21 protein-coding genes are annotated in these 21,901 nt (G+C 72.1%); 13 read left to right on the top strand and 8 right to left on the bottom strand.

Annotation, left to right across the window (positions count from 1 at the left end; all coding sequences use genetic code 11):
* Positions 1-64: 64 nt before the first annotated feature.
* Both BXA11_RS33135 and BXA11_RS33130 read left to right on the top strand, forming a co-directional pair.
* Positions 65-676, top strand: coding sequence for a DUF6879 family protein (locus BXA11_RS33135; RefSeq protein WP_076440924.1), 612 nt, complete (start codon positions 65-67; stop codon positions 674-676).
* A complete protein-coding gene (locus BXA11_RS33130) occupies positions 673-1,911 on the top strand; it encodes a hypothetical protein (RefSeq protein ID WP_076440922.1) in 1,239 nt (412 codons plus the stop codon). Before BXA11_RS33135 ends, BXA11_RS33130 begins: the two co-directional genes overlap by 4 nt.
* Before the next feature lie 57 nt (positions 1,912-1,968).
* On the opposite strand, the gene BXA11_RS33125 is transcribed toward BXA11_RS33130, so the two are convergent.
* Both BXA11_RS33125 and BXA11_RS33120 read right to left on the bottom strand, forming a co-directional pair.
* On the bottom strand, positions 1,969-2,469 hold the full coding sequence (locus tag BXA11_RS33125; RefSeq protein ID WP_030510665.1) for a cupin domain-containing protein: 501 nt from the start codon (positions 2,467-2,469) through the stop codon (positions 1,969-1,971).
* A gap of 11 nt (positions 2,470-2,480) precedes the next feature.
* Entirely contained in the window at positions 2,481-3,356 is an 876-nt protein-coding gene (locus BXA11_RS33120; protein WP_076440920.1) for an NmrA/HSCARG family protein, read from the bottom strand.
* Positions 3,357-3,385: 29 nt separating this feature from the next.
* On the opposite strand from BXA11_RS33120, the gene BXA11_RS33115 reads away from it, so the two are divergent.
* Together BXA11_RS33115 and BXA11_RS33110 are read left to right on the top strand one after the other, a co-directional pair.
* A complete protein-coding gene (locus BXA11_RS33115) occupies positions 3,386-4,324 on the top strand; it encodes a helix-turn-helix transcriptional regulator (protein ID WP_083744760.1) in 939 nt (312 codons plus the stop codon).
* Between the two features lie 73 nt (positions 4,325-4,397).
* Positions 4,398-6,935: a DNA translocase FtsK gene (locus BXA11_RS33110; protein WP_076440918.1), complete on the top strand. Its 2,538-nt coding sequence runs from the start codon at positions 4,398-4,400 to the stop codon at positions 6,933-6,935.
* 88 nt (positions 6,936-7,023) lie between these two features.
* Here BXA11_RS33110 and BXA11_RS33105 read toward each other — a convergent pair whose 3' ends face one another.
* Entirely contained in the window at positions 7,024-8,529 is a 1,506-nt protein-coding gene (locus tag BXA11_RS33105; protein WP_076440916.1) for a PucR family transcriptional regulator, read from the bottom strand.
* Positions 8,530-8,623: 94 nt separating this feature from the next.
* Here BXA11_RS33105 and BXA11_RS33100 point away from each other — a divergent pair, with 94 nt between their 5' ends.
* From BXA11_RS33100 to BXA11_RS33065, 8 genes are all read left to right on the top strand, one after another.
* Positions 8,624-9,073, top strand: a complete 450-nt coding sequence (locus BXA11_RS33100; protein WP_030510660.1) for a nucleoside deaminase — start codon at positions 8,624-8,626, stop codon at positions 9,071-9,073.
* Entirely contained in the window at positions 9,070-10,026 is a 957-nt protein-coding gene (locus BXA11_RS33095) for an isopenicillin N synthase family dioxygenase (protein ID WP_076440914.1), read from the top strand. The genes BXA11_RS33100 and BXA11_RS33095 overlap by 4 nt, the downstream gene beginning before the upstream one ends.
* On the top strand, positions 10,023-11,411 hold the full coding sequence (locus tag BXA11_RS33090; protein ID WP_030510658.1) for a purine-cytosine permease family protein: 1,389 nt from the start codon (positions 10,023-10,025) through the stop codon (positions 11,409-11,411). The genes BXA11_RS33095 and BXA11_RS33090 overlap by 4 nt, the downstream gene beginning before the upstream one ends.
* A gap of 158 nt (positions 11,412-11,569) precedes the next feature.
* Positions 11,570-12,289 (top strand): helix-turn-helix domain-containing protein, encoded by a 720-nt coding sequence (locus BXA11_RS33085; protein ID WP_159454884.1) that lies wholly within the window; start codon positions 11,570-11,572, stop codon positions 12,287-12,289.
* Between the two features lie 30 nt (positions 12,290-12,319).
* Positions 12,320-13,732, top strand: a complete 1,413-nt coding sequence (gene rimO / locus BXA11_RS33080; RefSeq protein ID WP_030510656.1) for a 30S ribosomal protein S12 methylthiotransferase RimO — start codon at positions 12,320-12,322, stop codon at positions 13,730-13,732.
* Positions 13,729-14,559: a CDP-diacylglycerol--glycerol-3-phosphate 3-phosphatidyltransferase gene (gene pgsA, locus BXA11_RS33075; RefSeq protein ID WP_083744759.1), complete on the top strand. Its 831-nt coding sequence runs from the start codon at positions 13,729-13,731 to the stop codon at positions 14,557-14,559. Before rimO ends, pgsA begins: the two co-directional genes overlap by 4 nt.
* The gene (locus BXA11_RS33070) at positions 14,559-15,053 is read left to right on the top strand and encodes a CinA family protein (protein ID WP_030510654.1); all 495 of its coding nucleotides are present in this window, start codon (positions 14,559-14,561) and stop codon (positions 15,051-15,053) included. The genes pgsA and BXA11_RS33070 overlap by 1 nt, the downstream gene beginning before the upstream one ends.
* Before the next feature lie 253 nt (positions 15,054-15,306).
* Complete coding sequence (locus tag BXA11_RS33065) at positions 15,307-15,663, top strand: helix-turn-helix domain-containing protein (RefSeq protein ID WP_030510653.1); 357 nt, start codon at positions 15,307-15,309, stop codon at positions 15,661-15,663.
* A gap of 494 nt (positions 15,664-16,157) precedes the next feature.
* On the opposite strand, the gene BXA11_RS33060 is transcribed toward BXA11_RS33065, so the two are convergent.
* The 4 genes from BXA11_RS33060 to BXA11_RS33045 all read right to left on the bottom strand — a co-directional run bounded on the left by BXA11_RS33060 (position 16,158) and on the right by BXA11_RS33045 (position 19,858).
* Entirely contained in the window at positions 16,158-16,445 is a 288-nt protein-coding gene (locus BXA11_RS33060; RefSeq protein WP_204053610.1) for a VOC family protein, read from the bottom strand.
* Positions 16,446-16,510: 65 nt separating this feature from the next.
* Positions 16,511-17,296, bottom strand: a complete 786-nt coding sequence (locus tag BXA11_RS33055) for a DNA-formamidopyrimidine glycosylase family protein (protein WP_076440908.1) — start codon at positions 17,294-17,296, stop codon at positions 16,511-16,513.
* Positions 17,297-17,330: 34 nt separating this feature from the next.
* A complete protein-coding gene (locus BXA11_RS33050) occupies positions 17,331-17,795 on the bottom strand; it encodes an RrF2 family transcriptional regulator (RefSeq protein ID WP_030510650.1) in 465 nt (154 codons plus the stop codon).
* 86 nt (positions 17,796-17,881) lie between these two features.
* Positions 17,882-19,858: an endonuclease/exonuclease/phosphatase family protein gene (locus BXA11_RS33045; RefSeq protein ID WP_083744758.1), complete on the bottom strand. Its 1,977-nt coding sequence runs from the start codon at positions 19,856-19,858 to the stop codon at positions 17,882-17,884.
* Positions 19,859-20,089: 231 nt separating this feature from the next.
* Between BXA11_RS33045 and BXA11_RS33040 the strand changes: the two genes are divergently transcribed.
* Complete coding sequence (locus tag BXA11_RS33040) at positions 20,090-21,268, top strand: ROK family transcriptional regulator (protein ID WP_076440906.1); 1,179 nt, start codon at positions 20,090-20,092, stop codon at positions 21,266-21,268.
* Positions 21,269-21,317: 49 nt separating this feature from the next.
* On the opposite strand, the gene BXA11_RS33035 is transcribed toward BXA11_RS33040, so the two are convergent.
* Positions 21,318-21,901: multicopper oxidase domain-containing protein (locus BXA11_RS33035; RefSeq protein WP_159454883.1), on the bottom strand; the 584-nt coding region annotated here is incomplete at its 5' end.

Below are 21,901 nucleotides of genomic sequence, written 5' to 3'. Positions count from 1 at the left end.
CGGATGGGTGATTTCCGAGTCGCCGTCCGGGCCATTGTCTTGCGAGAACGAATGACGGTGAGGAATGAAAATACCCCGACCGGAGGCCGTGCCGGGCACGATGCTGCCCATGCGGGAGTACGCGGCGGACTTCCTGGAGGTCTTCCACCACGTCGACGGTGTGATCTGGAAGCTGGAGCGCGCCCAGACGTTCGACGAGGGGGAGAACCCGAGCTGGAACGCCATGCGTGCGGGAGACTGGCGGCGGTCGCTCGAGTTGCTGGAGGCGGCACGGGAGACGATCGCCGCGGATCTTCCCGCCCGGGGGGAGCTGCGCCGCCTGCGGGTCGTCGAGACACCGCTCACCGCGTACCTGCAATGGGAGCTGCACCTTCTCGCCCTGCGCATGCGCCTGGGAGAGCGCGGCAGGGTTCTGGACGCCGGTGAACTGACGGGCATCGAGAGGGACGGCCCCCTTCCGGAACTGGTCATCTTTCCCGGAAGGCACATGTACCACGTGCACTACGACGACGGCGGCGCGTGTGCCGGCGCGCGCCGGATAGACGACGCCGACGTGGTGGCCGCGTGGGGTTCGGTCGTCTCCTCGCTGTACGAGCGAGGTGAGGACCTGCTGACCTACGTGGACAAGCGGGTCGTCCCGCTTCCGCCGCCCCGGATGGGCACAGAAGCGCGATGACGGACGTCCGGCTGCGCCCTCTCGGCTTCCGCGAGGACGAGGACGGATGGATCGTCGGCCGCGTCGAGACGGGTGTCTGCATCGCGGTTCCCCACGCGGGGAAACGGGCGATCGAACTGCTCGGCAGCGGGCGGACGATCCTCGCGACACGCGAAGAGCTCAAGGTCGAGCTCGGAGTCGAGCTCGACGTGTCCGGATTCGTGCACGACCTGGCGGCCGTGGGGATGGTGGCCTCGATCGGTGATCGGGTCTTCGCCGACACCGGCACTCCCGCACCTTCGCTTCCCTGGATCACGAAGGGGATGGTGCGATGGACCCTGAGCCGCCTGCTGCACTGCCTGATGGGCCTGCTCGTGCTCGGCGGAGTCGTCGCCGCGGCGCTGCGCCCCGACGTCGTTCCCCGGTGGCGTTCCCTGCTCTGGAGCGACCACGGAACGGTGGTTCTGCTGAGTGAGATCGCCCTGGTGGCCGTGCTGGTCTCACTCCACGAGTTCGCCCACCTCCTCACCGCGCGGGCCGCGGGCGTCCCCGGCCGCATCCGGGTGGACACGCGCCTCCAGTTCCTGGCCGCGCAGACCGACGTCTCCGGCATCTGGCTCGCCGAGCGGCGGATCCGCCTGACCGTCTATCTCGCGGGGATGGCGGTGGACGCGAGCGTTCTCGCCGGCTGCCTGCTGACGATGGCGCTGTCCGGCGGCAACACGCTGCTGTCCGTCATCGCTCTCACCGAGATGACGGGGCTGGCGTTGCAGTTCTTCATCTTCATGCGCACCGACCTGTACTTCCTGGTGCAGGACCTGGCCCGCTGCCGCAACCTCTACGCCGACGCGACCGCCTTCCTCCTGCATCTGCTTCGCCGGGCCGCCCGAATGCCCACCGCGGAACCGCTCGCCGGGATGGAGCCCCGGCAGCGCCGGTTCGTCCGGATCTACAGCGTGCTCCTCGTCGCCGGAACGGGGCTCTGCCTCGGGGTCTTCCTCCTGATCTCCGTCCCGTTCACGGTCGCGCTGGTCGCCCGGTCCCTCGGCGTGCTCCTGCGCCACGACAACCACCACGACGGCCTGGTCGACGCCGTCGACGCTCTGCTGACGCTGGGGGTCGTCGTCGCCTACCAGGGTGTCTGGGTGAGGGCGTGGGTCCGCCGGCACGGGCCACGCGTGCGGAGTTTCATCGCGAGGCTGGCGCGCCCGGCCCGTTCCGCCGGCCTTCCGGGTTTCTCCCCGCCTCGCGACTGACTCCGGCGTCCCGCCACCCGTACGGCTGCCGGACCCACCGATCGAAAGCGGGGGTCGTCAGGCTCGGTTCGTGAGCGGGGTCAGCTGGTGGATGTCGTGCCGGGCGCGCAGCGCCGCGATCTCGGCCTGGTCCGGCGGCCCCGAGGTAAGCATCCGGGTGAGCTCCCGCAGGTATGTCTCGTGACCCGCCGGGGTCACGACGAACAGCATCCGGGCCGGCTCACTGCCGGGGTTGAAGAACGCGTGGGGGCATCCGGCCGGCACGTGCATGAAGCTCCCAGGCCCGCCCCGCAGCACCTCGGCGCCGGTCTCCGACCGCCAGGAACGCCAGTCGGGGCCGGCCTCGGCGGCCGGATGGAAGGCGAGGAGGTCGAGCTCGCCGTCGATGACGTAGAACATCTCCTCCGCCTCGTGATGCAGATGCGCCCCGACGTCGAAACCGGGGGCGACCACGGCCTCGAAGACCGACCACCCCGCCGTCTGCTCCGCGCCGACCTTCAGCGTCATCGCCTGAATCGTGTCGCCGCCTCCCGGCGGCAGCAGCCGTCCATCGGTCATGTCCGTGAACCTCACGCTTTCCAGCCGGTGGCACGCAGCCACGTCTCCAAGGTCATCAGGCCCGGGTGCTCGGCGCGAAGGGCCCGCGGATCGACCTGCGCGGGCGGCTGCTCCTCGAAGAACTCGAACATCCGGGCCACCCACTCGTCGAATGCGCGCACCTGCTCGATGGGCGTCTGTTCGAAGCGGGCCGGCAGGCCGCACACCCGGCCGAACGTGGCGGCGATCTCGAGCGGGGTGAGCTCGTCGGCGCCCAGGTCGACGGTGCGGCCGAGGAACCGGCCGGGGCGCTCGAAGGCGAGGGCGGCGAACACCCCGATGTCGTCGACGCCGATCAGCTGCATCGGCGTGCCGGGCTGCGAGGGGAGCCGCACGACCAGCGTGCCGTCCTCCAGGACCGGCCGGTTGTAGGTGCTGAAGTTCTCCATGAAGGAGACCGGGCGCAGGATCGTCGCCGGCAGCCCGAGCGCGTGGATCTCGCGCTCGATCCGTGCCTTGCTCTCGATGTGGGGGATTCCGGAAGGGTGGTCCGTGCCGGGGACCGAGCTGTACACGAGGTGTCCCGTGCCGATCTCGGCCGCCAGCCGGGCCACCGTCAGGCCCCGCCGCTCCTCGGCGGCGGCGCCCTCGACCGTGATCTTCGGGCCCTGCATCATGGTCAGCGCCAGGAAGACCCCGTCCACGCCCCGCATCGCGCGGCGCAGCGACCCCTCGTCGTCGAGGTCGCCCACGACGAGTTCCGCCCCCGACTCCTCCAGAGCCCGCGCGGCGGAACCGCCCGGGTCGCGCACCAGGGCGCGTACGCTCCGGCCCCGGGCGAGCAACCGGCGCGCGGTGGCGCCGCCCTGCCGGCCCGTGGCGCCGACCACCAGTACGGGATCGCTCATGGCGCCTACCTCCGTGGCACACTCGCGGTGTGAAGGATCATGGACGTCACGATAACGAGACGGCGTCCGGCGGTCCTGGCACTCGTGCTGCCAGTCACGGGCCCGGCCGCCGCGCCAGGGCGTCGAGCCGCAGGGCCGAGCTCGGCGCGTTCCTCCGCGCCCGGCGGGCCCGCCTGCGTCCGGCCGACGTCGGCCTGCCGGAAGGCGATCCGGCCCTGCGCCGCACCCCCGGCCTGCGCCGTGAGGAGATCGCCGAGCTCTCGGGTGTCGGCGTCACCTGGTACACCTACCTGGAACAGGGACGGGACATCTCGGCGTCGGCGCAGGTGATCGACGCGCTGGCCCGTGCGCTGCTGCTCGATCCCGACGAACATCGCCACCTGCGGGACCTGGCCGGACTGGCCCCTCCGGACACGCCGTCCGGGGAGGGGGAACCCCGGGACCGGTTGCGGCGCCTGGTGGACGCCGCCGCCCCGAACGCCGCCTCCGTGTACGACGCGCGCTTGGACTATCTGGCCTGGAACACCCCCTACGCCCTGCTCCGCCACGATCCGCTGACGCTCCCGCCGGGCAGGCGGAACCTGCTGTGGATGATGTTCACCGACGCCGGCAACCGCGCCCGGATGGTCCATTGGGAACCCGCCGCCCGCGCTCTGATCAGCCAGTTCCGCGCCGCGATGGGACACCGGCAGGGGGACCCCGCCTTCACGACGCTGGTGACGGAGCTGAGCGAGGTCAGCCCGGAGTTCCGGGAGTGGTGGGCGGACTACCCGGTCCGCCGGTTCAGGCCCGCGACGGTCGCGATCGACCACCCCGAGATCGGGCGGGTGGACCTGGAGATGTTCCAGCTGCGCCCGGCGGAGCACCCCGATCTCCTGCTGGTGCTGCAGGTGCCGGCGGGCGAAGACGGTCGCAGGCGGGTGAGCGCGCTCCTCGACGGACAGGGGAACCCCGGCGGCGCCCCGTAGACCGGTGTCTCGTCGGGCGGGCTCCCGGCGCGCCGCCCCGGTAATCGCCCGCATCCGGGGTAACTTCGGCATCATGGCCACCCGTACGTCCGGACAGGGGTCCGGCAAGCGCCCCGCGTCGCGCTCCGGATCCCGTACGGCTTCATCGAAGCGATCCCCGGCCGGTTCCCGAGGCAGGGCGGCGCCCAGGCCCGCGCCCAAGCGGCCGGTCGCCACCGGCCAGGACCCGATCAGCTGGTTCTTCCTTGTGATCGGCAAGCTCGTCATCGGCATGTGGATGCTGCTGGCGAACGGCGTGGGAGCGGCCGCCCGGGCACTCGGGCAGGGAGCCCGCGACCTCGACCCCATGCACCGCCGCGACGGCCAGGGGCTGTCGGTGCTCGCGGGCGCCATCGTGCTCGCCGCCCTGACGTGGCGGGACACCAAGACGGGGTTCGCCGCGTTCGTCGACGCCGTGGTGCGCGGCACGGTGGGATCGCTCGCCTGGGCGGTGCCCGTGCTGCTCGCGCTGCTCGCCTGGCGGCTGCTGCGCCACCCCGACCAGAACGCCGAGACCGGCAGGATGGGCATCGGCTGGACCGCGATGCTGGCCGGGATCCTCGGGATCGTGCACGTCGCCCACGGCACGCCGTACCCCTCCGGAGGGCCCAACGACGGCATGGACAACGTGTCGGCGGCGGGCGGCATGATCGGCTTCATCGTCTCGGCTCCGCCGTCGAGCATCCTCCCGGCGTTCATCACGATCCCGCTGCTGCTGATGCTGTCCGGCTTCGGCCTGCTGGTGATCACCGCGACCCCGGTCCACCGCATCCCCGAGCGTCTCGCCGAGATCCAGCACATGCTCTTCCAGCGGCCGGACGAGACCGGGGAGCCCCGCAGGGCCCCCGGGCCGGCCAAGAAGCGCACGCGCAAGCAGCAGGGCGGCGGGCGCGGGGCGCCCGAGGGCGGCGACACCGTCAAGCCGTACGACACGCCCGTGCTGTCGGAGAAGGACCACTCGCCGGAGATCGTCCCCGGCCTCATGGACGACCTCGTGGAGTCCGCCGAGCCGACCGAGCCGGAGATACCCAAGCCGGCGCCCCAGCCTCCGCTGCCGACGCCCGCGCCGCGGAAGGTGGAGCAGCTCGTCCTGTCCAGCCAGGAGGGGCCGTACACGCTGCCGGACCTCACGATGCTGCGGCCGGGCAGCGCGCCCAAGCAGGAGACCAAGGGCAACCGGACGGTCGTGAACGCGCTGACCAGCGTGCTGGAGCAGTTCGCCATCGACGCGCAGGTCGTCGGCTTCACCCGGGGTCCGACGGTGACCAGGTACGAGATCGAGCTGGGCCCGGCCGTCAAGGTCGAGAAGGTCACCGCGCTCACCAAGAACATCGCCTACGCCGTCAAGTCCGCGGACGTCCGGATCCTGTCTCCCATCCCGGGCAAGTCGGCGATCGGCGTCGAGATCCCCAACGTCGACAAGGACCTCGTGTCGCTCGGCGACGTGCTGCGCTCGCAGGTGGCCCAGGCCGACCCCCACCCGATGATCGTCGGGCTCGGCAAGGACGTCGAGGGCCGCACCATCGTGGCCAACCTGGCCAAGATGCCGCACATCCTCATCGCCGGCGCCACCGGCGCGGGCAAGTCGACCTGCATCAACGGCCTGATCTCCTCGATCCTCATGCGGGCCACGCCCGACGAGGTCCGCATGGTGCTCGTCGACCCCAAGCGGGTCGAGCTCAGCGCGTACGAGGGGATCCCGCACCTCATCACGCCCATCATCACCAACCCGAAGAAGGCCGCCGAGGCCCTCGAATGGGTGGTGGGCGAGATGGACCGGCGGTACGACGACCTGGCGGCCAGCGGCTTCCGGCACGTGGACGACTTCAACAAGGCCGTGCGCGCGGGCAAGCTGGTGCCGCCCCCGGGCAGCGAGCGCGTCTACCAGCCGTACCCCTACCTGCTGGTGATCGTGGACGAGCTGGCCGACCTGATGATGGTCGCGCCGCGCGACGTGGAGGACTCGATCGTCCGCATCACGCAGCTCGCCCGGGCCGCCGGCATCCACCTGGTCATCGCCACCCAGCGGCCGTCCGTGGACGTCGTGACCGGCCTGATCAAGGCGAACGTGCCCTCGCGGCTGGCGTTCGCGACCTCCTCGCTCGCCGACTCGCGGGTCATCCTCGACCAGCCCGGAGCCGAGAAGCTGGTCGGCCAGGGCGACGCGCTGTTCCTGCCGATGGGCGCGAGCAAGCCGATGCGGCTGCAGAACGCCTTCATCTCCGAGAAGGAGATCGCGGAGGTCGTCGGCCACTGCAAGGTCCAGATGCAGGCCGAGTATCGGGAGGACGTCGCCGCGCCCGCCGCCGCGAAGCGGGAGATCGACGAGGAGATCGGCGACGACCTCGACCTGCTGATCCAGGCCGCCGAGCTGATCGTGTCGACCCAGTTCGGCTCCACGTCGATGCTCCAGCGCAAGCTGCGGGTGGGCTTCGCCAAGGCCGGACGGCTGATGGACCTGCTGGAGAGCCGCAACGTGGTCGGCCCGAGCGAGGGGTCCAAGGCCCGGGAGGTGCTGGTCAAGCCCGACGACCTGCCCGGCCTGCTCGCCGACCTGCGCGGCGGCGAGTAGCCGCCGAGCGTCCGCACGGCCTGGATCGCCTGACCTCCGCGGCGGCGAGTAGCCGCCGGGCCTCGCCGAGCGTCCGCACGGCCTGACCTCAGCGGCTTGCGACCCGGTGGGCGGCGGTGGCGAGCAGCAGGGCCGCGTGCGCGCCGGGGTCGGTCACCGGGTGGCCCAGCAGCGTCTCGATGCGCTGCAGCCGCTGGTAGAACGTCTGCCGGCCGAGGTGCAGCGCGGCGGCCGCCCGGGTCGCGCTGCACCCGTGCAGCAGGAAGACCTCCAGCGTGCCGACGAGGTCGGTCCGGTGGGCCGTGTCCCAGTCCACCAGCGGGCCGATGGTGCGCCGTACGAGCTCGGCGGCGTGCCGGGCGTCGGCGTGGCGGGTGAGCTCCAGTTCGAGGGCGAGCGCGCGGGTGGTGACGAGCCGGGCGTCCCGCCGCAGCCCGAGCGCGGCCCGCGCGTCCCGCAGCGAACCGCCCAGCTCGGCCAGGCCGGTAGCGGCGTGCCCCACGGCGACTCTGAGCTGGGGGGTGTGCAGCCGCCGCAGCGCCTCCTCCAGCGCCTGGGCGGCCGCACCGGCGGCGTCGGCCACGGCCACCGGCACCGCGAGGGTGCCGAGCACCAGCCGGCCCACCCGCCCGCGCAGGGCGGTCGTGTGCAGGATGTGCGCGGCCCGGTCGAGCACGGCGAGCGCGGCCGCCGTCTCCAGGGCGTCCACGGCCACGCCCACCAGCAGGTGGCCGGGCCCGGTGGGCAGGCCCGCCATGACCGCCCGTACGCCGGGGTCGGCCTCGGCCGTGCCCTCGATGAGGTCCCGCAGCAGCGCGGACGTCTGGCGGTCGCGCTCGCTCGGCGGACTGCCCGTCCTGAGCATGGCGAGGGCGAGGGCGACGGCCGTCCGCTCCAGCGCGATCGCCAGGTCGTCGGCGGGCAGCGCCGAACCGGGGCCGGCCACCAGCCGCCCCCAGGGATGGCCGTGGAGGGTGACCGGTGACTCGCAGACCGCACGCTCAGCCGCGCGCCAGGCGTCCCGGTCGCTGCCCACGCCGTGGGCGGCGACCAGCGCGCCGCTGGCGGACAGCAGCATCAGCGGGGCCCCCACGACCTCGGCTCCGGTCGCCAGCACCCCGGCGACCCCGGCGCCGGCGATGAGCGCCTCGTTGAGGGCGCGGGTGGCCGAGTCGCCCACCCGCAGCCGCCGGCTCGCGTAGTCGACGATCAGCGTGTTGACGTGCTCGGTGATCCGGATGAACGGGACGACCGCGTGCAGGGCGATGAACGGCAGCTCCTGCCTGCGGGCCTCCTCCACCAGCTCGCGAGGCGTCTCGGGGAACGTGCGGCCGAGTTCGAGGGCGACCCCGGCCACGCCCCTGGCGGCGATCTCCCGCAGGTAGTGCCGCCGCGCCCCCGCGTCGGTGCCGGCCAGGCCGAGCCCGGTCGTCAGCAGCAGCTCGCCGCCGGTGAGCAGTGGGCCGATCTCGTAGATCTCGCTGGAGTGCACCCATCGGACCACCCGGTCGAGCGCGGTCTCCCCGGCGAGGACCTCCGGCCGGGCCTCTCGCAGCACCTCGAAGGACAGCAGCTCGCGCAGGGTCAGAGGCATCGGTGCACCCCTATACGGATCGTCCGTTAAGGGTCGTCATAGTACGGACGTTTCGTCCGTTCCCGAAGGCCCGGCGTGGAGGGATAGTGAGCGCATGACAAGCGACGCCGCCATGCTCAGCGTGGCCCTGGAAGAGGCCAGGAAGGGGTTCGCCGAAGGCGGCGTGCCCGTCGGCGCGGCCCTGTTCGGCCCGGACGGTCGCCTGCTGGGGCGCGGGCGCAACCGCCGGGTCCAGGACGGCGACCCCTCGGTGCACGGGGAGACCGCCGCCTTCCGCGACGCGGGCCGCCAGCCCTCCTACCGCGGGACCACCATGGTGACCACCCTGTCGCCCTGCTGGTACTGCAGCGGCCTGATCCGGCAGTTCCGCATCCCGCGCCTGGTCGTCGGCGAGTGCCGCACGTTCATGGGCGCGCACGAGTGGCTCGCCGAGGCCGGGGTGGAGGTCGTCGTGCTCGACGATCCCGAGTGCGCCGGGCTCATGACGGCCTTCATCGCGGCCAACCCGGCCGTCTGGAACGAGGACATCGGAGATGAGGCATGAATTCGGTTCCCGTCGTCGACCTGACTCCCTGGTTCTCCGGTGAGGCGGACGGCCGGGCGCGGGTGGCCGCCCAGGTCGACGCCGCGCTGCGCGAGATCGGCTTCCTGCTGGTCACCGGGCACGGCGTGCCGGCCGCGCTGCGCGAGGACGTGCGCGCCGCGGCCCGGCGGTTCTTCGCCCTGCCCGCCGAGGTGAAGCAGCGGTACGCGGCCGTCGTGGGGGAGCGGGGCTGGCTGCCGCCGGGCGTCGAGGCCAACGGCTACGCCGAGGGCACGCCCACCCCGCCCGACCTCAAGGAGACCTTCGCCGTGGGCGCCGACCAGCCGATCGGCGTCCCGGAGATCGACGCCGAGTGGTTCCTCGCCAACGTCTGGCCGTCCGAGGTGCCCGAACTCCAGGTGCTGCTCACCCGCTACCTGGCGGAGATGCGCTCGCTGGCCGGCGAACTCCTGGTGGTCTGCGCGGCCGCTCTGGGGATCGAGGAGGACTTCTTCGCCTCCCGGGCCGACCACCCGTCGTACACGATGAACATCAACCGCTACCCGCCGCTGTCGCAGGTGGGCGAGCCGGAGGCGGGGCAGTTCCGGATCGGGCCGCACACCGACTTCGGCACCGTGACCGTGCTCGACCGGCAACGGGGCGTCGGCGGCCTGCAGGTCTACACGCTCGACGGCGAGTGGATCGACGCGCCGTTCGTGCCGGACTCGTTCACGATCAACATCGGCGATCTGCTGGCCCGCTGGACGGGCGACCGCTGGCGCTCCACCCGGCACCGGGTGCTCCCGCCCGACCCGTCGGCGCCGGACGAGGAGCTGATCTCGCTCATCTACTTCTACGAGTGCAATCCCCTGGCCGAGGTGGAGTCGCTCGGCCCCCCGATCGGCCGGGTCTCCTACGAGCCCATGCGCGCGTCCGACTACCTCCTCGAGAAGCTGAGGGCGATCTCCGTATGACAGTTCTGGAACCCCCCGAAGTCGCCGTACGCGAGGGCCGGTACGGCGACAAGGTCGCCGCGATCGAGCCTGGCGGCATCGAGTTCATCCCCCTCTCCGAGCGCCACGGCAGGCCCCGGCAGCTCTTCTGGACGTGGACCTCGCCCAACCTGGAGTTCGCCACGATCTTCCTCGGGGTCCTCGCCGTGGCGGCGTTCGGGCTCGGCTTCTGGCAGGCCGTGCTCGCCGTCGTCGTGGGCAGCGGCCTCGGGGCCCTCACCCACGGCGTGCTGTCGGCCAGGGGCGTGAGCGCGGGGCTGCCGCAGATGGTGCTCGGCAGGCTGCCGTTCGGCTATTGGGGCAACGTCATCCCTTCGGCGTTCAACTCCGTCGCCGCCGGAATCGGCTGGTTCGCGGTCAACAGCGTGAGCGGCGCGCTCGCGCTGAACACGCTGACCGGTCTGCCGGGCTGGGCCTGCCTGCTGATCGTCGTCGCGGTCATGGTGGCGCTCGGTTTCTTCGGCCACAACCTCGTGCAGGCCTTCGAGAAGTACGCGTTCCCGGTCCTCGCGGTGATCTTCGCGGTCACCTCCGTGATCATCCTGTCGAAGGCCCAGCCGGGCTACGCGGGCAGCGGGGGAGGGCTGGGCGGCTTCCTGCTCACCGTGGGCGCCACGTTCGGCTACGCGGCCGGCTGGAACCCGTACGCCGCCGACTACACGCGGTACCTGCCGCAGGACGCGAGCAGGCGGGCCACCGGTCTGTCGGCGGGCCTCGGCGTGTTCGTGTCGTGCGTGCTGCTGGAGGTCGTCGGCGCGGCATCCGTGACGATCGGGGGCGGCGACGCCCTCGGGCAGCCCACCTCGGCGTTCACCGGCCACCTGCCCGCGCTCGTGGCGAACCTGACGCTGCTCGCGATCGCCCTCGGGGCCGTGTCGGCCAACGCGCTCAACGTCTACTCGGGCGCGATGTCGCTGCTCGCCCTCGGCGTACGGCTGCCGCTGACGATGCGGCGTGCCATCGTCGCGCTGGCCTGCGGCGTGATCGGCTTCGTGGTGGCGCTGTCGGGCCTGGAGGACGCCGGGCACAAGTATGAGGCGTTCCTGCTGGTCATCGCGTACTGGATCGGCCCCTGGCTGGGCGTGGTGCTGACGGACATGCTGCTGCGGCGCGGCCAGGACATCCGCGCGCTCGAACCGCTCATGTTCGACCGGCGGCACGCCAACTGGGCCGGGCCCGTCGCGATGGTCGCGGGGGTCGTCCTGTCGGTCTGGCTGTTCTCCAACCAGGAGCAGTACGTCGGCCTGGTGCCGCGGAGCGTGCCCCAGGTGGGGGACATCGCGTTCGAGGCCGGGTTCCTCATCTCCGCCGGGCTCTATCTCGCGCTGAAGCCCCTGCGGCGCTGACAGGCCCTGGCCGCTCCCATGTGCACTCTCCGTGCACATTTGGCACACCCCCGGGTACCCATCGTAGTCAGTTACTGATTGAATGTGACTAACTACGCATTGTGGGGCGAGCTGCAAGCTCGGACAGGGGGGCCTGACCAATGAGCGTTGGTGCTGTTTTGGCCGAAGCCCGTGAACGCGCCGGGCTGACCGTGCGTCAGCTCGGCGAGCGCACGCGGATCCGCGAGACCGTGATCGAACGCTTCGAGCGCGACGACTTCTCGGTGGGCGACTTCTACGCACGCGGGCACATCCGGACCATCGCCTCCGACCTCGGCCTGGACCCGGACGAGATCCTGCGGCAGTACGAGCAGGAGAACGCCGACATCGCGTCACCGGTCAAGGCCTCGGCGGTGTTCAGGGGCGACGTGGGCGAACGGGCCCGCAGGGCCCCGAGCTGGACGACGGCCGTCGCGGTCGCCCTGGCCATCGTCGCGGTCGTCGTCATCGCGCGGATGATCGGGAGCTCCGGTGAGAAGGCGGGCCCTACGGCCGCCCAGCTTCCGGTGACCGCGCCGCACGCGCACGCGCGTCACGAGAAGGGCCACGAGAAGAAGACCGTCGAGGAGGCCCTCGCGCCCGGCGTCGTGGTGGTGAAGGTCACCGCGCGCAAGCCGTCCTACCTCAACGTGAGGGACGCCAAGGGCAAGGAGATCTTCCAGGGGACGGTGCCCGAGGGGAAGACCACGACCTATTCGGCCAAGGACCGCATGCGGGTGACCATCGGCGACGCGGGGGCGGTGCGGCTGGAGGTCAACGGAAGGGACCTCGGCACGCCCGGCAAGGACGGTCAGATGATCCGGCGGACCTTCGAGGCGGGCGGCCCGAGTCCCCGTTAATCGCCGACTGCCGATACCGTAGTTCGCATCATGTCTTCTCGCCGAACCGTATCGCTGATCACGCTGGGCTGCGCCCGCAACGAGGTCGACTCCGAGGAGCTGGCCGCGCGGCTGGAGGCCGCCGGCTGGCACACCGATGACGACGATCCCGACGTCGTCGTCGTCAACACGTGCGGCTTCATCGATTCGGCGAAGAAGGACTCCATCGACACCCTCCTCGCCGCGGCCGACTCGGGCGCGAAGGTGGTGGCGGCGGGCTGCATGGCCGAGCGGTACGGCGCGCAGCTCGCCGACGCCCTGCCCGAGGCGACCGTCATCTCCTTCGACGACTACGCCGAGATCGGGGACCGTCTCGACGACGTCATCGCGGGCCGGTCGCTGGTCCCGCACTCGCCGCGGGACCGCCGCACGCTCCTGCCGATCACGCCGGTGGAGCGCTCTGCCGCGCGTGCCCACATTCCCGGTCACGCCCAGGAGGACCCGCTGCCGGAGGGCGTCGCCCCCGCCAGCGGCCCGCGCATGCTGCGCAAGCGGCTCGGCTCGGGACCGGTGGCCTCGTTGAAGCTCGCGTCGGGCTGCGACCGGCGCTGCACGTTCTGCGCCATCCCGGCCTTCCGCGGCTCGTACGTCTCGCGCCGCCCGGAGGACCTGCTCGCCGAGGCCGCCTGGCTGGCCGGGCAGGGGGTCAGGGAGCTCGTGCTGGTCAGCGAGAACTCCACGTCGTACGGCAAGGACCTGGGCGACCTGCGCGCGCTGGAGAAGCTGCTGCCGCCGCTGGCCGCGACCGAGGGCATCGAGCGCGTGCGGGTCAGCTACCTGCAGCCCGCCGAGCTGCGGCCCGGGCTGCTCGACGTGATCGCCTCCACGGAGGGGGTCGCACCCTACTTCGACCTGTCCTTCCAGCACGCCAGCGGAACCGTGCTGCGGCGGATGCGGCGCTTCGGCGACCCCAAGCGGTTCCTCGACCTGCTCGCGCAGATCCGCGACCGCGCGCCCGAGGCGGGCGTCAGGTCCAACTTCATCGTGGGGTTCCCGGGGGAGACCCAGGAGGAGTTCGACGAGCTGGTGGACTTCCTGGAGAAGGCCAGGCTGGACGTCATCGGCGTCTTCGGCTACTCCGACGAGGAGGGCACCGACGCGTACGGCTTCGACGGCAAGCTCGACCAGGACGTGATCGACGAGCGGGTCGCGACGCTGACCGAGCTCGCCGAGGAGCTCACCGCCCAGCGGGCCGAGGAGCGCATCGGCACCGAGCTGGAGGTCCTGATCGAGGAGGACCTCGGCGACGGCGGCTACGAGGGCCGGGCGGCGCACCAGGGCCCCGAGGTGGACGGCGCCGTAACGGTGCAGGGAATCGGCCTGGTCCCCGGCCAGATCGTCCAGGCGGTCGCCGTCGACTCCGAGGGGGTCGACCTCATCGCCCGGATCAAGGCAGGCACATGACGGAGCGCGGTGAGCCGCCGATGGACGTGGCGGGGCCGGGAGGGATGACTCCGGAGCCCGCGGCGCCGCCGGTCGCCGCCGTGCCCGCCGCACCGGTGGCGACTCCGGCGCCCGTCCCGCGTGTCCCGCAGACGGGGGCCGGCGTCTCCGGGGAGCCGGGCTCCGGGGCCGTATTCGATGGTCGTACGGCGCCCGAGCCGTCGCCCGCCGGCGTGACCGGAGAGGGCGTCAGCGCCGGAGAGGACGCCGGAGAAGGCGCCGGAGAGGGTGCGGTGCGCCGGGTCAGCACCTGGAACATCGCGAACGTCCTGACCATCGCCCGGCTGGCGATCGTCCCGGTCTTCACCGCCTTCCTGTTCGTCGAGGGAGAGGGCTGGCGCCTTGCGGCCCTCGGCGTCTTCCTGCTCGCCTCCCTCACCGACCAGCTCGACGGCTGGCTCGCCAGGAAGTACGCCCTGATCACCGACTTCGGGAAGATCGCCGACCCGATCGCGGACAAGGCGCTGATCGGCGCCGCGCTGCTCAGCCTGTCGTACCTCGGCGAGATCCCGTGGTGGATCACCGTGGTGATCATCGCCCGCGAGGCGGGGGTGACGCTGCTGCGCTTCCTCGTGATCCGGCACGGGGTTATCCCGGCCAGTTACGGCGGCAAGGTGAAGACCGTGTTGCAGATCGTGGCCATCGCGCTCTACATCGTGCCGGGGGTGCCCGGCGTCATCAGGTGGGTGGCCATGGGTCTCGCCCTGGTGGTCACGGTCGGGACCGGCGCCGACTACGTGGTGCGGGCGGTGCGGCTGCGGCAGGTGGCGAGGAGCGCGCGAAGCTGATGATGGGCGTGGCGAGCGAGGTGCTGTCCCTGCTGGTGCGCCAGGGTGCGACCGTCGCCGTGGCGGAGTCGCTCACGGGCGGCCTGATCGGCGCCGCGATGACCGGTCCGATGGGGGCCTCGGCCGCCTTCAGGGGCGGGGTGATCGCCTACGCCACGGACCTCAAGGCGAGCCTCCTCGACGTGCCGTCCGACCTCCTGGAACGGGAGGGAGCGGTGCATCCCGGCGTGGCCGCGGCCATGGCCGCCGGCGTGCGCAAGCTCGCGAACTCCGACTACGGCCTGGCGGTGACCGGGGTCGCCGGCCCCGATCCCCAGGACGGGAAGCCGGTCGGCACGGTCCACATCGCCCTGGCGGGACCGGGAGAGGGGCTCTGGCACCGCGACCTGCGCTTGACCGGAGACAGGGACGGGATCAGAACTGCCACCTGTCAGGAGGCGTTGAGGCTGCTGGAAGGTGTGCTGAAGGCAAATTTGGGGGAACATTCGTGGTGATTACCGCGTTACGTCCCCAGCGAACATGCTCGCCTCGGTCTGCCGCGGTGTCGCCCTCTACAGGTACGGTGGAGCTGTGAGTGAGGTCCGTGAGCCAACGGCGAGGAGCAAGACAGGCGCACGCCCGGCGAAGGGGCCGAGCGAACCCATGATGACGGCGAGGCGTATGTACGAAGGGCAGATGAAGAAGGGGCGACATGAGCCCACCGCGAGAGGCGTCGTGAAGGCGCCCCCCTTGGGGAGGGAGCGACAGATGATCCTGCTGCGTCAGCTGCTCGGTGACGTACTGCGGCGGCTGAGGGTGCGGCAGAATCGCACCCTTCGCGAGGTCTCCACTCTGGCGCGTGTCTCACTCGGCTATCTGTCCGAGGTCGAGCGCGGTCAGAAGGAAGCCTCCTCCGAGCTGCTCGCCTCGATCTGCGGCGCGCTCGGGGTGCCGTTGTCCCAGGTGCTGCGCGAAGTGTCCGATCAGTTCGCGCTGGCCGAGCTGCAGGCCGCCCCCGTGCTGGCAGATGTGCCCGAGCACGAGCGCCTGCCCATCCCTGAGACCGTCCCCTCGGGGCCGGATTTCGAGGGTTTCCCCGAAGTCAAGGACATGGTCGCCGCCTAGGCGGCGCCTCGACGCCCCGCCGCGCCGGCGGACGGCGTCTCCGTAACTTCGCCCGACCGTCCCCGCAGGCCCCATAAGACACGGCCCGACAGGACACGCCCGGCATGAAGGCCAGGCGTGGCCCCCGCGCCCGCAGTCCGGGTCGACCCGGACCCGGGTGCCCGTCCCGATCCCACGGGTGGGCGCCTGGCCCCCGCAGGCCCGTCTCCGATTTGTGCGGCTCGTTCCTGACGCGCCCGTCCGGCCCGTTTCCGTTTCGTGCGGCCCGTTCCCCGGTGTGCCCGTCCTGGCCCGCCCGTCTCCGATATGTGCGGCCCGTTCTCGACGCGCCCGTCCGGCCCGTTTTCGCCGGGGTCGCGTTCGCCCCTCCGGCTCTGCGGCGCCTTCCGCCGCGCTCCCGCGGCGTCCTCACGTTCCTCGGCCTCGCGGCCTCGTTCGCGGCCGGCGTCCGCGGCGCGCCGTCGCTTCAGGCCGCCGGGGTCACGAGGCTGGGATCACGACGCCTGGACCTCGACCACCCTGCCGTCCGGGTCGGTCATGAGGTGCCGGCCGGGCTCCAACGGCGGCTCGGCGGTGGCGCCGTCCACCTGGAGACCGAGCCGTACGGATCCGGTTCTGCGCTCGGCGGTCGCCGGGTACACCTCGAACACGGTGCCGTCGGCGAGGACGGCGGCGTAGTGCCGCGGGCCCTGGCCGTGCCGCTCCGGAGTGAACTCGACGCCGAGTGCGCCGTAGAAGTCGCGGCACTCCTCCAGCCGATCGGTGTACAGGACGAGCAGCATGACGCGGGCGGCGGTGGGCGGCACGGGATCCCCTTTGTGTGTGCGTACCGCCCTATTGTCGGTTCTCAGTCGCGCTGGCAGGCGGGGCACCAGTAGATCAGCCGCTCGGCGGGCTGCGGTCCCATCTCTCCGCCGCTGATCGGGCCGCCGCAGCGGCGGCACGGGCGGCGTGCCCTGCCGTAGACGAGCAGCGACCGCCCGGGGCGCGGATCGCCCGTCGTCACCGGGAGCGGCGCGTCCTTGCTCGCGTCCATCAGGCGATGGGCGACGGCCACGAGCGCCTCCAGTTCGTCCGGCGGAATCGACCCCACCGGACGCCACGGGGACATCCGCGCGGCATACAGCGTCTCGGCCCGCCAGATCGTGCCGATGCCCGCGAGGTCGCGCTGGTCGAGCAGCGCCTCCCCGATCGACCGCTGCGGCGCGCGCAACAGGTTTCGCACGGCGAGGGCGGGGTCCCAATCCGGCCCGAGCAGGTCCGGGCCGAGGTGTCCCACGACGCGCTCCTCGCGGTCGGTCGGCACGAGGTCGACCATCCCCAGCCGTGTGCCGACCGCCTGCCACTGGATGTTGGCGAGGATCAGCCGGACCACGTCGCCCCTCGGCGCCGGACGTCCCGCCGGGCCCAGGCGCCAGCTTCCCTCCATGCGCAGGTGGGTGTGGACCGTGAGCCCGCCCTCCACCCGGGTCAGGAGGTGCTTGCCGCGCGAGAGTGTCGTCAGCACGGTCCGGCCGCGCAGATCCGCGGTGGCGTACCGGGGCACCCGGAAGTCGCTGCGGGTCAGCCTTCGGCCGTCGAGGGCCTGCCTGAGCCGCTTGGCAGTCCGATAGACGGCGTCACCCTCCGGCACGGCTCTCCTCCCGCGAGGATCGGGTACGGGCGGCTCACACGGGCATGTGCGAGTCCCAGGCCGCCGGGTCGGCGGCGAGTTCGGTCACCCGGGGCGGCAGCTCGCCCTTGGCGATCTGCTCCAGGTTGACCGCTTCGAGGATGGCCCGCTCACTCGCCCGCAGCGCGATCCACACCTGCTGCAGCGCCTGGGCGGCGCCCTGGTATCCGACGTGCTCGGGCCGCTCGCCCCGCACGTTGGCTAGTGGCCCGTCCACCGCGCGGATCACATCGGCGAGCGAGATCTGACTGGCCGGCCGTGCCAGGACATAGCCTCCCTCTGGGCCCCGCTGCCCGCGCACCAGTCCGGCGCGGCGCATCTGCAGCAGGATGTTCTCCAGATATTTGGGGGGCATCTCCTGCTCCTTGGCCAGCTCGCCCACCGTGGTGGGTCCCTCACCCGCCGCGGCGAGTTCGGCGGCGGCACGGAGGGCGTAGTCGACACGGGCAGAAAGTCGCATGTAGTCGATTATCCCGCCTGGTTGGCATCGGTAGGACGCCCGCCCGCCATCACGGGCCGGCCGGGCCGTGATTTGCCAGATACGGCTCAATCCAGCCGGAGCCGTACGACGAGCGGGAGGTGGTCGGAGAACGGCACCCGGGGCGCGTCGGCCGCCACCGCGGTGAGCCCGTCCGAGATCAGCACGTGGTCGATGCGCCGCACGGGGGCATCGGCGGGGGAGGTCGGCGGGTCGCCGAGCGCCCGCAGCGGGTCGGACAGGCCCGCGGCCTCCAGCACGCGCATCTGGGGGTCGGACGGCGTCGTGTTGAGGTCTCCTGCCACGATCACCGGCCGCGGAGCGGCGACACCGGTGCCGGGCGGGCGGGAGGTCGCGGCGAGCCGCCGGGCGATCGCGGCCACCTCGGGCGCTTGCCCGCGCGGCTCCTGGAGGTGGGTGTTGACGATGCCCACTTCGTGGTCGCCGACCTTCAGCACGATCGACTGCGCCTGGGCGCCGGTCGGATATCCGTGCCGTCCCAGCCGGGTCGAACCGATTTCGGCGACGGGAAGGTTCGTGAGCAGCGCGTCGCCCCAGAGGCGGTCCGCGGCGGGGGCGAAGTAGTAGCGCATGCCCAGGCCGCGGGCGATCCTCGCCAGGTCGTCGTGCCCGCCGTTCAGCAGCCAGCCCCGGTCCACCTCGCTCATCAGCACCACGTCGGGACGCCGCGTCGCGGCCCAGGCGGCGATGCGGTCGAGGTCGAGCCGCCCGCCGAGCCCGAAGCCCATCCGGATGTTGTACGCCACGAGGGTGAACTCGTTTCCGGTGATCGCTTTCGTCGCGGGCGGCGACTGCCAGGTGAGGAGGCCGGTCAGAAGGGCGGGCGGCAACGCGATCAACACCCATCGGCGCGGCGCCCTCCGGGCAGCCTGTCCGTCGATCCCCGCGGCCCGGTGCCGCCGGCCCGCGCGCACGGCCACGACGGCGACCAGGACGGCCACCAGGACGGCCACGGCCACCGGGACCAGCGCGTTGGGGAAGCCCAGATCCGTGTCGAAGGCCGCGTAGTAGAGGAACGCCCCGACCAGGAACACGAGCATCCCGCCCAACGCCGCGACGCCCGCGCGCCCGCCTGTGCTCTCCGCGGCGGTGCCCGCCTGTCGTCCGGCGGCGCCGGCGCAGGCCCCGAGGGCGACCGTCGTCACGAGGGCCGGCAGGCCCTGCACGCCGATCTCGGCCGCCGCCACCCCGGCGACGAGGAAGAGCCCGGCCGCCAAGTCCCACGACGCCCACCGGCTCCGGGGCGTCCTCACGCCCAACGATGTCGTCCAGGCACAGACGACGGCGGCGCACAGCGCGGCGACCTGGAGCACGACCGCCAGGGCGGTGAAGGGTGCGCCGTGCTGCCCGCTGTGCTGCCCGGTGTCCTGCGCGAGCACGGCCGGAGCGCCGCAGTACATGCCCGCGAGCAGGAGCATCGGGCCGAAGGCGAACCACACGGCCGCCGGGGCGGGGACGGGCGACGCGGGCGAGAGCCGTACGGACCAGAGGAAGGCGGCGCAGAGCACGACGACGGCGATCCAGGGGAGCGGGCCGTCCCGCCAGACGAGGTCCATCCGGTCGAGGGCCAGATGGAGGATCGACGAACCGGCCAGGCCGCCGATCAGCCCGGCCGGGACCCACGTGCCGGCGGTCGTCCGCGCGCAGCCGTAGAGGAAGACCAGGCCCGCCGTGACCCCGGCGGAGGCGAGCAGGAGCTGGGGCGTGCCTCCGTCCGCCGCCTGAAGGCAGAGCCGGGCCGCGGCGAGCGCCACCGCGCCCACCGCCCCGACGATCCGGGGCGACGCGAGCCGCGCCGCGGGGACGGCGGCGAACGGCAGGACGAACCACAGCGCGGCGTACATCCCCATGCTCTCGGGGGCGGTCTCGCCCGCCCTGCCGTACAGGGTGATGAGGGACGGCAGGAACACCCGCACCACGTCGAACAGGAGCATGACGCCCGTCACGAGCATGACCAGCGGCCAGGAGGGAGCGGAAAGTCCGCGGGCCGGTGGGGTGTGCGGTTGCCTGGCCGTCTCGGTCATGGCGCTCCCTTCGGGCTCATATGAGCCATCCTCACGAAAGATGGGAGCGTTACCAATACGTTCGACCTGGGCCGTTCCCCGCACTTGTCGGCTCGCTAAGCTTGCTGGAAACCTTGTTGTTCATTCACGGGCGCAATGGCCGAAGCGCCGCCGGGGGCCGAGCGCACCGGAGGGGCGTGGGTGGGCGCACCGACGGCGAGCCGGAGACTTCAGACGATGGGAAGCAGGAGCATGGAGCGACGTCCTGGCGTGCCCCGGCTGCTCCGGGAGATCAACGACCGGGCCGCCCTGGAACTGCTGCTCGCTTCGGGTCCCCTGACCCGCGGCCAGATCGGGGAGCTCACCGGCCTGTCCAAGGTCACCGCGTCCCAGACGTTGGCGCGGCTGGAGGAGCGCGGCCTGGTGGAGGTCGTCGGGGAGCAGGCGGGCAACCGGGGGCCCAACGCCGCGTTGTACGGCGTGATCGCCTCCTGCGCGTACGTCGCGGGGCTCGAGGTCGGCCCCGACCGGGTGTCGGCGGCGATCGCCGACATCAACGGCGACGTGGTGGCCGAGGTGACGGCCTCCCCCGAGGGGCAGGACGACCCGGTGTCGCTGGTGCACGCGGCCGTGGTGAAGGCGTGCAGGAGCGCCAAGGTGGCGCTGTCGCGGCTGCGCGGCGTGGTCATCGGCACGCCCGGCGTCGTCGACCCCCGCACCGGGGACGTGCGGTTCTCCTTCGACCTGCCGCAATGGCACGAGGGCATCCACGAGGCGCTCGCACGCGACCTGCGCAGGGACGTCACGATCGAGAACGACGTGAACCTCGCCGCGATCGCCGAACGCGCGAAGGGGTCCGCCCAGGAGGTGGACGACTTCGTGCTCGTGTGGGTCGGCCGCGGCATCGGCCTGGCCGTCGTGCTGGGCGGACGGCTGCACCGGGGCCGGTCGGGCAGCGCGGGGGAGATCGGCTACCTCCCGGTGCCCGGGGTGCCGCTCGCCGACGACGTCAGGGCGGTGCCCGGGCGCCTGCCGTCCCTCGGTGGCGGCCTGCAGTCGCTGGTCAGCTCCGAGGCCGTCACCGAACTGGCCCGCGGGCACGGGTTCGCCGGGGACACCGCCGCCGACTGCGTGACCGCGGCCGTGGCGGCCGGGACCGCGGGCGAGCCGCTGCTCGACGAGGTCGCCTCGCGGCTCGCCCTCGGCGTGGCGTCCGTGTGCGTGGTGCTCGACCCCGGCCTCGTGGTCCTGGCCGGGGAGGTCTGCCGGGCCGGTGGGGCGGCGCTGACCACCCGGGTGGAAGAGGCGGTCGCCCGCATCTGCCCGGTCCCTCCGCAGGTCGTCACGGGCCGGGTGGAGGGCAACCCGGTGTTGCGCGGCGCCGTCCTCGCCGCGCTCGACCAGGCCCGCGAGGAGATCTTCACGGCATAGGGACTGCTCCCAGCCGAAGCCCTGATGCGGACGTGTGACGGTGTCGCCGTTACGAACCGTCCATGGAGTGGCCCGTCATCCCACTCATGCCCGACATCCCACCCATCGAGTGCTCCGACATGTCGGCCATGGAGGGGCTCGGCGTCCCACTCATCGAGTGCTCCGGCATGTCGTCCATGGAGTGGCCCGGCACGTTCCCGTTCGCGTCGGCCACCATGAACATCCCGGCCATTCCCATGTCGGAGTGGCTTTGTACGTGGCAGTGGTACATCCACATTCCGGGTCCGACGTGTTCGCCGGCGATTATTTGGAAGCCGAAGGATTCGGCGGGTCCTGTGGTTTTGGTGTCGATGATTCGGCTTTGGTCTTGTGGGTCTTTGAGCATGCCGGTGCGGTTGTCGGCCCAGCGGTGTCCGTGGATGTGGAAGGTGTGGAAGAGGTTGCCGTGGGCGATGACGATGAATTCGACGCGTTCGCCGAGTTTGGCGGTGTAGTCGGGGGCTTGGGTGAGGTTGTTGGTTTTCATGTCGTTGAAGACGACGGTGAAGGTTTTGTCGGGGAGTATGTCGCCGGTGCGGCGTACGACTAGTGGTCCGTAGAGTCCGAGGAGGATGCCGCCTGTGCCGTGGTCGG

This window comes from Microbispora rosea (genome assembly GCF_900156315.1).
Classification (GTDB): Bacteria; Actinomycetota; Actinomycetes; order Streptosporangiales; family Streptosporangiaceae; genus Microbispora; species Microbispora rosea.
This window is presented reverse-complemented; position numbering and strand designations above follow the sequence as displayed.

Excerpts from the sequence above, each read along its gene's own strand:
- BXA11_RS33135 (WP_076440924.1), top strand. The coding sequence starts at position 65 with ATGAAAATACCCCGACCGGAGGCCGTGCCGGGCACGATGCTGCCCATG.
- BXA11_RS33070 (WP_030510654.1), top strand. The coding sequence starts at position 14,559 with ATGATGGGCGTGGCGAGCGAGGTGCTGTCCCTGCTGGTGCGCCAGGGT.
- BXA11_RS33125 (WP_030510665.1), bottom strand. The coding sequence starts at position 2,469 with ATGACCGATGGACGGCTGCTGCCGCCGGGAGGCGGCGACACGATTCAG.
- BXA11_RS33040 (WP_076440906.1), top strand. The coding sequence starts at position 20,090 with ATGGAGCGACGTCCTGGCGTGCCCCGGCTGCTCCGGGAGATCAACGAC.
- pgsA (WP_083744759.1), top strand. The coding sequence starts at position 13,729 with ATGACGGAGCGCGGTGAGCCGCCGATGGACGTGGCGGGGCCGGGAGGG.
- BXA11_RS33100 (WP_030510660.1), top strand. The coding sequence starts at position 8,624 with ATGACAAGCGACGCCGCCATGCTCAGCGTGGCCCTGGAAGAGGCCAGG.
- BXA11_RS33090 (WP_030510658.1), top strand. The coding sequence starts at position 10,023 with ATGACAGTTCTGGAACCCCCCGAAGTCGCCGTACGCGAGGGCCGGTAC.
- BXA11_RS33065 (WP_030510653.1), top strand. The coding sequence starts at position 15,307 with ATGATCCTGCTGCGTCAGCTGCTCGGTGACGTACTGCGGCGGCTGAGG.
- BXA11_RS33110 (WP_076440918.1), top strand. The coding sequence starts at position 4,398 with ATGGCCACCCGTACGTCCGGACAGGGGTCCGGCAAGCGCCCCGCGTCG.
- BXA11_RS33045 (WP_083744758.1), bottom strand. The coding sequence starts at position 19,858 with ATGACCGAGACGGCCAGGCAACCGCACACCCCACCGGCCCGCGGACTT.
- BXA11_RS33060 (WP_204053610.1), bottom strand. The coding sequence starts at position 16,445 with ATGCTGCTCGTCCTGTACACCGATCGGCTGGAGGAGTGCCGCGACTTC.
- BXA11_RS33120 (WP_076440920.1), bottom strand. The coding sequence starts at position 3,356 with ATGAGCGATCCCGTACTGGTGGTCGGCGCCACGGGCCGGCAGGGCGGC.
- BXA11_RS33050 (WP_030510650.1), bottom strand. The coding sequence starts at position 17,795 with ATGCGACTTTCTGCCCGTGTCGACTACGCCCTCCGTGCCGCCGCCGAA.
- BXA11_RS33095 (WP_076440914.1), top strand. The coding sequence starts at position 9,070 with ATGAATTCGGTTCCCGTCGTCGACCTGACTCCCTGGTTCTCCGGTGAG.
- BXA11_RS33105 (WP_076440916.1), bottom strand. The coding sequence starts at position 8,529 with ATGCCTCTGACCCTGCGCGAGCTGCTGTCCTTCGAGGTGCTGCGAGAG.
- BXA11_RS33130 (WP_076440922.1), top strand. The coding sequence starts at position 673 with ATGACGGACGTCCGGCTGCGCCCTCTCGGCTTCCGCGAGGACGAGGAC.
- rimO (WP_030510656.1), top strand. The coding sequence starts at position 12,320 with ATGTCTTCTCGCCGAACCGTATCGCTGATCACGCTGGGCTGCGCCCGC.